A 10,796-nucleotide genomic window follows, 5' to 3' on the forward strand; every position below is an offset into this window, starting at 1 on the left:
AATCTTTAATCATACGAAGAAAATGAAAATCATCTGCATTGGCAGAAATTACGCCGATCACGCAAAGGAACTGGGCAATGAAATTCCGGAAGACCCGGTGATTTTCATCAAGCCTGATACCGCGGTTTTAAAGGGAAATGATTTCTACATCCCAGAATTTTCGCAGGAAATCCATTACGAGCTGGAAGTGGTGCTGAAAATTTCCAAAAGCGGAAAATACATCCTGAAAGAAAACGCGGCAAAGCATTTCGACGAGATAGGTCTGGGAATAGATTTCACGGCGAGAGATTTTCAGAACCAACTGAAAACCAAGCGTTTACCTTGGGAATTAGCGAAGGCTTTCGACGGAAGTGCGGTAGTTTCCCAATTTTTTCCGAAGGAAAATTTAAACCTGAAAAACCTAAACTTTTCATTGCTGAAAAACGGTGAAACCGTGCAGCAGGGAAGCACATCGCTGATGATGTTTCAGCCGGAAGACATCATTGAATTTGCTTCAAAATTTTTCACGCTGAAAGCCGGCGACCTGATATTTACCGGCACACCGAAAGGTGTTGGGAAAATTTCCGAAGGCGATATGCTCCAAGGATTTCTGGAAAATGAGAAGGTTTTGGACATTCGGATATTTTGATTTTTGGCGGAATTTCATTAATTTTAACCAAAATTCAGTGCTATGAAAAACATCATCTTGCCCATCGATTTCGGCGCAAAAACCGATTTGCTCGTTGAAAGTTGCGTGAATTTCGCGAAGGATATCAACGGAAAAATTTGCCTGATTCATGTAACGCCGTCAGACATCGGCTTTGCAATCGGCGATATGGGATTTCAGTATTTCCCGGAAATTGAGCAGATGGAAGTTCGCGAAGAACTGAAGATGCTGAGCGATATTGAGCAGAGAATCAAAGGTTTTGGCGTGGATTGCGAGCACCTTCTGAAGCAGGGCATTGCGAAAGACATCATCCTGGAATACGCCGCAGAAAAATCGGCGAGCTACATAGTGATGGGAAGCCACGGCAGAAGCAATATGTACGATGTTTTCGTGGGCAGCCTTACAAAATCTTTGACGAGGGATTCCAAAATTCCTGTGCTGGTAATCCCGATGCACAGTTAACCAGAGTATTGAAACCTGAACGCCACATCTTGGGATGTGGCGTTATTTTTTTGGATTAATTTTTCTTATAAATTTCAGGATCGTAGTATGGGTGCTTCCCTTCAGTTGGCGAAAAATATTCCTTGTCTTTGTTGTTACCCAAAGTTACAACCAGCGTGTAGCACCAGTAGATGAAGATTGCGGATGCCGCGAGGAAAAGAATCCAGTTCAACACATAACCGGCAAAGTCGAAAAATCCGAAGGTCCACTTAAAGAAATTGCTCAGAGCAAGCCAGAATGAAGTCATTTTTTTAGGTTTTGAATTAACTTTGCACAAATTTAGAAATAAATGTTTAAACTGCTCTCTAAAGAGTCAACAATTTTTTCAATTCCCTTTTACATCGGTTTTTTGCTGCTGATGCTCATCGGGTTCAACATACTGGATTTCAATTACTTAAACCTCACATCCTCCATCATCGCATTATGCGGTGCATCGCTGGGGTATTATGTTTTTTTTCAGATGAACCTTACTTACAGTACGCATCTGCCGCTGTTTCTGTACACATTTTTCATCTTCGCATTCTATAGTCCCGGGCTGGATATCGGTATCTCCGCAGCGCTATTCACCAACTCATTTTTGCTGCTGATGCTCACCAATCCGGATGACAACATCAGCCGGAAAAATTATGTGCTGGCGGGGGTAGTTCAGTGCCTTGGCTACCTTTTCCTGCCTGCCGCGTGGCCGATGCTCCTGTTCCTCGTCATCCACATTGTCGCCACTTCGCGCCGGATAGGGCTCAATCTGCTGAGGCTTTTTTTCGGGATCGCGCTCACGCTGGGCAGCTACTTCTGCATCGCCTATTTTTTTGGTTTAAATGAAATAAATTACGACTATTTCCCAATCCCGGAGCAAAATTTTATCTCTGACTTCCGCCCGATCGCCTGCCTCGCGCCCCTGCTGTTGATGGGCATCTACGCCCTGCTGGATCACTTCCGGCACTACAGCGAAAAGAGCCCCTCCAGCCGCTACAAATACACTTTCCTTCTCACCTTCACTGGGGCGCAGCTTGTGAGCATCTTCTTGTACATGGGCTATCATTTTGAGCTGCTGCTTCTGCTTGCGCTGCCGTTTTCCATAATTCTCAGCCGGATGCTGTGGTTCCTACCGAAATATTGGATGAAAGAAGCCTGCCTCTGGCTGATTGTTTTGAGTTTAGTAATTTTTAGAGCAGAAACTTACAAATTAATAAAGATCATATGATCCAGATTGATGACAAACTGATTTCTGAAGAGATTTTCAGCGAAGAATTCGTCTGCAATTTGCACAAATGCAAAGGCGCCTGCTGTGTGGAGGGCGATGTGGGAGCCCCGCTGCAGAAGGAGGAATCCGAAATTTTAGAGAACATTTTCGAAAAGATAAAACCCTACCTCACCCCCGCAGGAATTGAGGCGCTGGAGGCTCAGGGCACCTGGACTACCGACCCTGTGGATGGCGATTTTGTAACGCCGATGGTAGAGGGCAGAGAGTGCGCGTATGTGACTTTTGATGAGAATGGCATCACGAAATGCGGTATCGAGAAGGCCTTTGAAGACGGCGCTGTCGGCTGGCAGAAGCCGATTTCCTGCCACCTATACCCGATCCGCGTGACAGAATACCGCACTTTTACCGCTTTGAACTATCACGAATGGCCTATCTGCAGCGATGCCTGCACCCTGGGAAGGGAACTGAAGGTGCCAGTTTACAAATTCCTGAAAACGCCGATAATCAGGAAATACGGGGAGGATTTTTTCCAAACACTAAGCGATGCCGCAGAAGAATGGCACCGGGAGTTCGGAAAGAAAAATTAATCCGGATCTGCAGTCTCTTTAATTTTTTCGATCGCAGATTTCAGCTCCTCATTAAATTTTTCCTTCTCCAGGCGTACCGCCGGCACCTGCCGCACTTCGCAATTCTGGATCGGGCAGTATTCGCAGGTGGTGCCTACGCTTACCTCGGGGACTTCTTTCAGGAACCGGATTTTTTTCTGCACCGCAGGGTTGATAAGGATCCCGATACAGTAGCTGCGGTTGGTACCGTCTGAGAAGGGATTCTGCTCCGAGGTGGAGATCACGAGATAGCGCCTGCCGCTTTCCGCATAATTGGATATCTGGATGTCCGAATACTGTCCGCGGCGCTGCAAACTGCCCAGGTTCTTCACCGCCACCCACCTCCTGCAGTAATGCTCGTTCACCGCGCTGGAGCGGGGAGACTGCTTCCTGTTCAAATGCATTTCTTTGATAATCTTCACATTATCAGATTTTTTTTTCTTCGTAAAACAGAGGTAAAAAATATCCTTAAACCCAAACTCCTGCGGCAATAGATTGGTAAGCCTGTAATAAAAAGTCTCCGGGGAATCCGTGAATCTTGCCATCATCGAAGAAAACTTCCGAGCATCCCATTGCTTTTCCTCAAAAAAGGCGGATAGCTCCGGCAGTACATCACTTTTGGAAATCAGCAAGCAGCCCGCAAAATAGGAGGAGAAAAAATTACCCAGCAGCTCATCAAAGCTGGAAAAATCCAGCCAGGAGTAGGTGCTCGGCCGCGCGGAGATGCCCAGGACATTGTATCCGATTTCCTTCGCGAGGATGAAGGCCTTCTGGTTTTCATCCAGAAGTTCGTTCATCATCAGCAGCTTATTGTCGGGGAAATAGAGCGACCGCAGCTTGCCCGTAGCGCCGAATTTCTGGAAATCCTGATCCGTGATCTTGTAATGAAATTTTTCAGTTAAAATTTCCCTAAGCTTTTCCGCGGAAGGCTTTGAAGGGAGCTGGTTTTCTGCAAAGAAAGCCGATGCTTTTTCTTCTATCTCGGGGAAATAATTTTCGTGCAGCTCCTGATAGCTACGCATCACGGCGAAATAAAAATCTTCCCTGCTGAGGTTGTAATTCTGCGATATCTCAATAATGGTGTTGATGAAAGCCGTGACATCCTTCGGCGCCTCGCTCACGATGGAGATAAGGTTGATTTTATTGATACCGAAAAGCTCCAGCGGTATCTGCTTGAAGAAATCTGAGCGGAGGATTTCCGCCAGGGGCTCCAGGCTCTTATCCAGCTTCGTGGATACCAGCTGGTCGTATGATACTGCTAGGGCATCCGCGATCTGGACAATTTTTTCGTGCTTTGGATATTTTTTCCCGCTCTCTATCTCATTAATGTAAGATTTGGAAAGCCCCGTACCGCCTGCTAGCTGCTGTTGCGAAAGTCCCAGCTTCTGCCTGTACTGCCGTACTTTCAGCCCGAAGACAATTCTTATAAACTCGCTATCTGTCATAAATGCAAGATGCAAATGTACCAAAAAACTTTTTATAAAATTTAGCGAACATTCGCTGTTTGTGAATATTTTTAACTACATTTGTCGCATTCAAAATTTTAATCCTATGTCTGATTTTAGAATTCTGGCTGATGCAAAATACAGCGAGATTTTCACCGAAGAGCTTTCAAATTTTATCACGGAGCTACACAGAAAGTTTGACGGAAGACGCCTCGAGCTCCTCGGGGCAAGAGAAGAAAAGCAAAAAGAATTTGATGCCGGAAAAAAACCTACCTTCCTCCCCGAAACCGAAAGCATCCGCAGCGGCGACTGGAAGTGCGCCCCAGTTCCGGAAAACCTGCAGGACCGCCGCGTGGAAATCACCGGACCGGTGGACAGAAAGATGATCATCAACGCGCTGAACTCCGGGGCCAGCTGCTTTATGGCAGATTTTGAGGACAGCAACTCCCCTACCTGGGAAAATTGTATGGTGGGCCAGAAAAACCTGTCCGACGCGGTTGCAAAAACGATTTCTTTCGAAAACGAAAAAGGAAAAAAATACGAACTCTCCGAAAAAACCGCCACCCTGCTCGTAAGACCGCGCGGGCTGCATCTAAACGAAAAGCATATCGAGATAGACGGGAAAATCGCTTCCGGCTCGCTGGTAGATTTCGGAATTTATTTCTTTAGAAATGCCAAAAAAGCCATAGAAGACAGCGGAGGCATTTACTTTTACCTCCCCAAGCTGGAGCATTACGCAGAGGCGCAGTGGTGGAATGATGTTTTCGTTTTCGCGCAGGATTACCTCGGAGTGCCCCAGGGCAGCATAAAAGCCACCGTGCTTATTGAAACCATTACCGCCGCCTTCCAGATGAACGAGATCCTCCACGCGCTGAAGGAGCACAGTGCCGGCCTGAACTGCGGGCGCTGGGATTACATTTTTTCTTACATCAAAAAATTCCGCAATCAGCCGGAGTTCATTGTTCCGGACCGCAGCCAGGTAACGATGACTGCCCCATTTATGAGCGCATACTCCAGGCTTGTGGTACAGACCTGCCACAAACGCGGCGTACACGCTATGGGCGGTATGGCAGCACAGATCCCCGTAAAAGGTGATGATGCAGCGAACGATGCCGCCTTCGCCAAGGTGCGGGCAGACAAGGAGCGCGAAGCAAATAACGGGCACGACGGTACCTGGGTAGCCCACCCGGCGCTCGTGCAGGTAGCAATGGAAGTTTTTAATGACAAGATGCCAGAAAAAAACCAGATCGACAGGCCTATTTCTCAGGAAGAAATCACCGAGGAGCAATTGCTGGAAATTCCTCAAGGAACCATCACCGAGAAGGGCGTTCGCGAAAACATCAATGTAGGCATCCTCTACATCGAATCCTGGCTTATGGGAGCCGGCGCCGCAGCAATCTACAACCTCATGGAGGATGCTGCCACAGCCGAAATTTCCCGCACCCAGGTGTGGCAATGGCTGAAAAACAATGCCAAGCTGGACGATGGAAGAATCCTTAGCCCTGAAATAGTGAAAGAATGGGAAAATGAGGAATTAGAAAAAATAAAGGATTATGTTGGTGAATCGCGCTTCGAAAACGGCAGATTCCAACTCGCCACTGAGCTTTTTAACGAGCTGGTTCTGGATGATGATTTTGAGGAATTCCTCACCACTAAAGCCTACCAATATATTTAAATCAACCATATTTTAACATAAAATAATTTATAAAATGACCAACAAGGATGAAGCTGCAAAACTGCAGCAGGAATGGAACGAGAGCCCGAGATGGAAAGGCGTGGAAAGACCGTACAGCGCGGAGGATGTGCTGAAACTTAGAGGCTCCTATAAGCTGGACTACACCATTGCCACCAAAATGTCTGAAACGCTTTGGAGCAAGCTAAATTCGAAAGACTTCGTAGCTGGCCTGGGAGCGCTTACAGGCAACCAGGCGGTTCAGGAAGTGGATGCCGGGCTCGAGGCGATATACCTGTCCGGGTGGCAGGTAGCGGCAGATGCCAACCTTTCCGGTGAGATGTATCCGGACCAGTCGCTCTACCCTGCTAATTCCGTACCTGCAGTAGTGAAAAGAATTAACAACGCATTGCTCCGTGCTGATCAAATACAAAGCGTAAACGGGGTAAGCGAGGACCAGCGGAAAGAATACCTCGTTCCAATCGTTGCGGATGCTGAAGCCGGCTTTGGCGGCAACCTGAATGCCTACGAGCTTATGAAGCAAATGATTGAGTCCGGCGCTGCAGGCGTTCACTTTGAAGACCAGCTTTCTTCTGCGAAAAAATGCGGACACCTCGGCGGGAAGGTTCTTGTACCTACTCAGGAGGCCATCAATAAGCTGATTGCTGCAAGGCTTGCCGCGGATGTTTGCGGAGTACCAACCGTGCTAATCGCCAGGACTGATGCGGATGCTGCCGACCTCCTCACCTCCGACATCGACGAGAGAGACCACAAATTTATCACCGGTGAAAGAACTTCTGAAGGCTTTTACCGCGTGAAAAACGGAGTGGAGCAAGGCATCGACCGCGGGCTGTCTTATGCGCCGTATGCCGACCTGCTCTGGATGGAAACCTCCAACCCGGACCTAGAGCAGGCACGCAGATTTGCTGAAGGTATCCACGCAAAATTCCCTGGGAAGATGCTTGCTTACAACTGTTCGCCTTCTTTCAACTGGGCGGCAAAGCTTTCCGTTCCGGAGATGGAAACATTCCGCGAGGAACTTGCTAAAATGGGCTATAAATTCCAGTTCATCACGCTTGCCGGTTTCCACGCGCTGAACACCTCAATGTTTGAGCTGGCCCTATCCTACAAAAACCGCGGAATGGCAGGCTACAGCGAACTGCAGGAGAGAGAATTCAAACTTCAGGAAAAAGGGTTCCGCGCCGTAAAACACCAAAACTTCGTGGGTACATCTTTCTTTGATGAAATCCAGACTGTGGTCACTGCAGGTCAGTCGTCGGTAAAGGCGATGGCAGGCTCCACTGAAACCGAGCAGTTCCACTAAAAACTGCCTCTTTTCAAAATGAAAACCGCCTCTTTTGAGGCGGTTTTTTTAGTTTCCTGAAGTTTCAGCATTGTCAGCTGTATCCTCCACTTTATTTTTTATCTCTTCTAGGAACTCATCGTGGGAGATGGCTTTTTCATTTTTTTTTGCCTTTTCAAGAATTACATCTTTTAGCTTGGCCATCGCCACCTCGCTGGAAATCTGCTGCAGCTGGTTCTGATCTTTCAAGATCTCCACTGCGTATTTCTGAACTTCTTCATCCGCCAGGTTGTGAATGCCATACATCGCCATCTGGTTTCTCACCAACTGCTCCGCTTGCTCCAGAACATCGCTGTAATCGATCTTTACCTCATTATCATTCATCAGCTTACCCTCGATGATCTGATATTTCAGCTGGTCTTTTTCCCTTTCAAGAATTTCGCGTGCCTGTTGCTCGGAGGTTACATTTTGGTTGGTAAACATCAGATGCTTCACAAGGAAATTTTCAGGCAGCTGTATTTCTTCTGTTTTTACAATTTGCTCAAGAATTTTGTTCACGAAATGCACATCGGCATTCTGCTGGAAATACTCATCCAGCTCGGATTTTACTTTTTCCCTCAAAGCTTCTTCGGACGCAATGTTGCCCTCACCATAAACCTTATCGAAAAGTTCCTGATTCAGCTCGTGATCTTTCAGGCCGTAAAAATCTTTAATTTTGATTTCCAGCTCATTATGATGTAGATGATCAACCTCATTTTTGCTGAAACCCAGCTGCTTCGCAAGATCTTCATTGTTAACCAATTCTTCTTTTGAAATCCGGAAAACCTCATCCATCTTTTTACCTTTTACCAGCTCAAAAGCCTCTTTAGTCTGCGCATTTATCGTGGCGTTTTTTGGAGCGTGGTGATGCTCTCCCTCCGCATCATCTTCCACCACCTGCTGAATTTCTAGGTTGACGAAAGATTCCTCGCCTATTTCTTCCTGCGGAACCTGCTCCGCGAAGCGCTTCTGCATATTTTCTATCGAGGTATTGATCTCCTTATCAGAAGCTTCCACCTTGAAATACGGCGCCTCATATTTTGCAAGGTCTATCGTGATGTTCGGTTCAAAACCAACTTCAAATTCAACGCTCAGCTGATCCTTTTTGTAATCAAAATCTTCCACAGGATTGGGGACCGGCTGGCCTACGAGCCGCAGATTATTCTCAGAAATATAGTTATTTACAGCTTCGGAAACCAGCTTGTTGATTTCTTCCAGCGCCGCATTAGCCTCAAACTGGCGGCGCACCATACTCATCGGCACCTTTCCTTTGCGGAAACCAGGGACCTGTGCATTTTTCGCATAGTTATGGAGCTGCTTTTCAACTTTATCTTTATAATCTGCGTTATCAATCGTCACGGTCAACTTAGCGCTGACATCGTCATGATTAGTAGCTGTAACATTCATATGTTCAAAATTTTAGTTTGCAAAAATAATGATTTTTTCAATTATCTTTCTTCAAAAATATCAATCGGATATCAGATAATAAAATTCTGCTAGTGAAATAAATAAAAACGCCCTGAAAATCAAGGCGTTGCGAGTGATTGAGTAGACCCACAGGGAGAGACGAATGATCTATTATGAAAACCTAATATAAGTAAATGGCTGAAATCAATCAATTAATAAATTTAAAGTTGTCATCAGCTATCATTTAAAAGCACCAATGATTACAATGGTGGGGAAGAGATGGAGATGAAAAATGAAGGAAATTCCAGCCACAGCTCAAACATTTTTAGCTACTTCCGGCAAATCCAGCTTTATCAGTTCTCTATATTTTCCTTCAAGGCATATGGGATCTGGTTCGTTGTCTGCAATTGTAAAGTTTGAAAGCTTTTAACCAGCAAACTCTTATCATGATGGTAAGGGTACCTTTTTTCGTGCAGTGCAATTAGATTTTTTAAGGGCACCTCCTCCAAAATTTTATGCAAATCCCAGAAATCCTTTTCTCTTCCGCTTCTGCACTACCTCCATCTTCATTGCGGCAATCTCTTTAACTGATGCCATTCTAATTCCATCAATTTCCACCGTTCAAAAATGAAGTCATCGGTATAAAAAATATCCAGCTTCACGGATTCATCCCAGGAATTTCCTATCCGGTACAATTTTCCTAAAGCCGCCGCAATCTGGTGGGGATCCACATAAGAGAATACCTCCTCTAAATAATTGTTTATCTCAACAAAATCTATTGTGCCATACGGTACATCGCTGAACAAATCAATGTTTGCAGGACGGATAGAGCGCCCTCTTCTATGCCGATTGCCCTTTCGACTTTCAGAGCTAAACTAACCGGAATTCTTCACCTACCTTTCAGAATGGAGTTAAGTGTTTGCGGATGTTCGTTTACTATCAATGCCAGATTCCTTTGGCTAAACCCCCTTCTCTTCATTTCTCTCTTAAGAAATACGTGCGCAGGAATTCCCTTTAATTTTGCCGCTTCCATACCTGTAAAAGTAAGCAAAATTGTTTATTTTATAATCTTTAACGCACATTTGTCAGCACAAAGCTGCTGATCATATTATTCATTTTTGACTACCATACTGCTGCTTTATTTTGACGGAAGGACAATGTGATGGTGTACGCCCTGTCGTTGTTAGGAAAGTGATACATATTTACAGTAACCGGCGGATTATCATTCAGCTGCCTGAGATATGATATTTTCAGAGCGAAAACACCATTAATTTTGATTGCAGATGCACCTTTTCATTTCAAAAGTTTCAGTCCAGTGCCACGGAAGGATTGACTGATATAATTTCGGGTTTCATTATTTAGCACGGTCAATTCACTTGATGGAAGTGCTGCGGTTCTGGTGCTTTTCTCGAAATCGCCAGGTCTGCCATATTCTGTTTCAATAATAACTCTCACATATTCCGAGAAACCTTTTTCGGTAAATTCATTCAAGCCTTTCTGCTGAAACACCACCCTGTCAGCATCCTGTTTGACAACTATTTGCTTAGAAACCTCATCCAAAAATTTTTTGTAGGAACCACCTCTTGGTTCCAGATCGTTGGAAATAGTTATAGTTCCGATATTACGTATTGAATATTTGGTGTATTGTGCCTGAGCAGATGAGCATACCAAAATGCAAATGACAAGTAGTTTTTTCAAAGAATTTAATGCTTAGCAACCACTTTCACCATAAATGTTAAATGTAAAACCCGTAGTGCATTATAAAATAGGTTGCTCAAGTGACTAAAAATTAGTATATTGTATTGACTACCAATCAAATACAATTATGAGCAACCTTGAGGCAAGTTACAACTTAATTTTAAATAATTTAAGAGACATTTCCGAAACTGAAGATTTTTATTTTAAACCTATAAAACCAAAACTATCTGATATAGAGTTGATTGGCTTGATTATTTTGGCTGAATTTAAGTCCATTGA

Annotated in this window: 11 protein-coding genes and 1 pseudogene; 7 read left to right on the forward strand and 5 right to left on the reverse strand. The window is 45.0% G+C overall.

Annotation, left to right across the window (positions count from 1 at the left end; genetic code table 11):
- Positions 1 to 22 precede the first annotated feature (22 nt).
- Complete coding sequence (locus BUB43_RS07590) at positions 23 to 628, forward strand: fumarylacetoacetate hydrolase family protein (RefSeq protein ID WP_073179820.1); 606 nt, start codon at positions 23 to 25, stop codon at positions 626 to 628.
- Positions 629 to 670: 42 nt separating this feature from the next.
- Positions 671 to 1,108, forward strand: a complete 438-nt coding sequence (locus tag BUB43_RS07595) for a universal stress protein (RefSeq protein WP_073179822.1) — start codon at positions 671 to 673, stop codon at positions 1,106 to 1,108.
- Positions 1,109 to 1,163: 55 nt separating this feature from the next.
- Here BUB43_RS07595 and BUB43_RS07600 read toward each other — a convergent pair whose 3' ends face one another.
- Positions 1,164 to 1,394: a hypothetical protein gene (locus BUB43_RS07600; RefSeq protein ID WP_073179823.1), complete on the reverse strand. Its 231-nt coding sequence runs from the start codon at positions 1,392 to 1,394 to the stop codon at positions 1,164 to 1,166.
- A gap of 42 nt (positions 1,395 to 1,436) precedes the next feature.
- Here BUB43_RS07600 and BUB43_RS07605 point away from each other — a divergent pair, with 42 nt between their 5' ends.
- The gene (locus tag BUB43_RS07605) at positions 1,437 to 2,348 is read left to right on the forward strand and encodes a DUF6427 family protein (protein ID WP_073179825.1); all 912 of its coding nucleotides are present in this window, start codon (positions 1,437 to 1,439) and stop codon (positions 2,346 to 2,348) included.
- Positions 2,345 to 2,935 (forward strand): DUF3109 family protein, encoded by a 591-nt coding sequence (locus BUB43_RS07610; protein ID WP_073179826.1) that lies wholly within the window; start codon positions 2,345 to 2,347, stop codon positions 2,933 to 2,935. Before BUB43_RS07605 ends, BUB43_RS07610 begins: the two co-directional genes overlap by 4 nt.
- Here the strand turns inward: BUB43_RS07610 and BUB43_RS07615 are convergent.
- Positions 2,932 to 4,398 carry a helix-turn-helix domain-containing protein gene (locus BUB43_RS07615; protein WP_073179828.1) on the reverse strand — a complete coding sequence of 489 codons (1,467 nt, stop codon included), beginning with the start codon at positions 4,396 to 4,398 and terminating at the stop codon, positions 2,932 to 2,934. The genes BUB43_RS07610 and BUB43_RS07615 overlap by 4 nt on opposite strands.
- A 106-nt stretch (positions 4,399 to 4,504) precedes the next feature.
- Between BUB43_RS07615 and aceB the strand changes: the two genes are divergently transcribed.
- Entirely contained in the window at positions 4,505 to 6,073 is a 1,569-nt protein-coding gene (gene aceB, locus BUB43_RS07620; protein ID WP_073179830.1) for a malate synthase A, read from the forward strand.
- A 34-nt stretch (positions 6,074 to 6,107) separates the two neighbouring features.
- Positions 6,108 to 7,394, forward strand: a complete 1,287-nt coding sequence (gene aceA / locus BUB43_RS07625; protein WP_073179837.1) for an isocitrate lyase — start codon at positions 6,108 to 6,110, stop codon at positions 7,392 to 7,394.
- A 48-nt stretch (positions 7,395 to 7,442) separates the two neighbouring features.
- Here the strand turns inward: aceA and BUB43_RS07630 are convergent, their stop codons facing one another.
- The 3 genes from BUB43_RS07630 to BUB43_RS07640 all read right to left on the reverse strand — a co-directional run bounded on the left by BUB43_RS07630 (position 7,443) and on the right by BUB43_RS07640 (position 10,517).
- A complete protein-coding gene (locus tag BUB43_RS07630) occupies positions 7,443 to 8,819 on the reverse strand; it encodes a trigger factor (RefSeq protein WP_073179845.1) in 1,377 nt (458 codons plus the stop codon).
- Positions 8,820 to 9,385: 566 nt separating this feature from the next.
- A complete protein-coding gene (locus tag BUB43_RS07635; protein ID WP_073179847.1) occupies positions 9,386 to 9,625 on the reverse strand; it encodes a hypothetical protein in 240 nt (79 codons plus the stop codon).
- Positions 9,626 to 10,112: 487 nt separating this feature from the next.
- The gene (locus BUB43_RS07640) at positions 10,113 to 10,517 is read right to left on the reverse strand and encodes a hypothetical protein (RefSeq protein WP_143154069.1); all 405 of its coding nucleotides are present in this window, start codon (positions 10,515 to 10,517) and stop codon (positions 10,113 to 10,115) included.
- Positions 10,518 to 10,644: 127 nt separating this feature from the next.
- Here BUB43_RS07640 and BUB43_RS11620 point away from each other — a divergent pair.
- Positions 10,645 to 10,796, forward strand: a pseudogene (locus tag BUB43_RS11620) (IS982 family transposase); the annotation flags it as partial.

The organism is Cruoricaptor ignavus, assembly GCF_900141665.1.
GTDB classification, from domain to species: domain Bacteria; phylum Bacteroidota; class Bacteroidia; order Flavobacteriales; family Weeksellaceae; genus Cruoricaptor; species Cruoricaptor ignavus.

Bases quoted from the DNA above. Each gene is read 5' to 3' on its own strand.
- BUB43_RS07595 (WP_073179822.1), top strand. From the start codon at position 671: ATGAAAAACATCATCTTGCCCATCGATTTCGGCGCAAAAACCGATTTG.
- BUB43_RS07605 (WP_073179825.1), top strand. From the start codon at position 1,437: ATGTTTAAACTGCTCTCTAAAGAGTCAACAATTTTTTCAATTCCCTTT.
- BUB43_RS07600 (WP_073179823.1), bottom strand. From the start codon at position 1,394: ATGACTTCATTCTGGCTTGCTCTGAGCAATTTCTTTAAGTGGACCTTC.
- BUB43_RS07615 (WP_073179828.1), bottom strand. From the start codon at position 4,398: ATGACAGATAGCGAGTTTATAAGAATTGTCTTCGGGCTGAAAGTACGG.
- BUB43_RS07630 (WP_073179845.1), bottom strand. From the start codon at position 8,819: ATGAATGTTACAGCTACTAATCATGACGATGTCAGCGCTAAGTTGACC.
- aceB (WP_073179830.1), top strand. From the start codon at position 4,505: ATGTCTGATTTTAGAATTCTGGCTGATGCAAAATACAGCGAGATTTTC.
- aceA (WP_073179837.1), top strand. From the start codon at position 6,108: ATGACCAACAAGGATGAAGCTGCAAAACTGCAGCAGGAATGGAACGAG.
- BUB43_RS07590 (WP_073179820.1), top strand. From the start codon at position 23: ATGAAAATCATCTGCATTGGCAGAAATTACGCCGATCACGCAAAGGAA.
- BUB43_RS07610 (WP_073179826.1), top strand. From the start codon at position 2,345: ATGATCCAGATTGATGACAAACTGATTTCTGAAGAGATTTTCAGCGAA.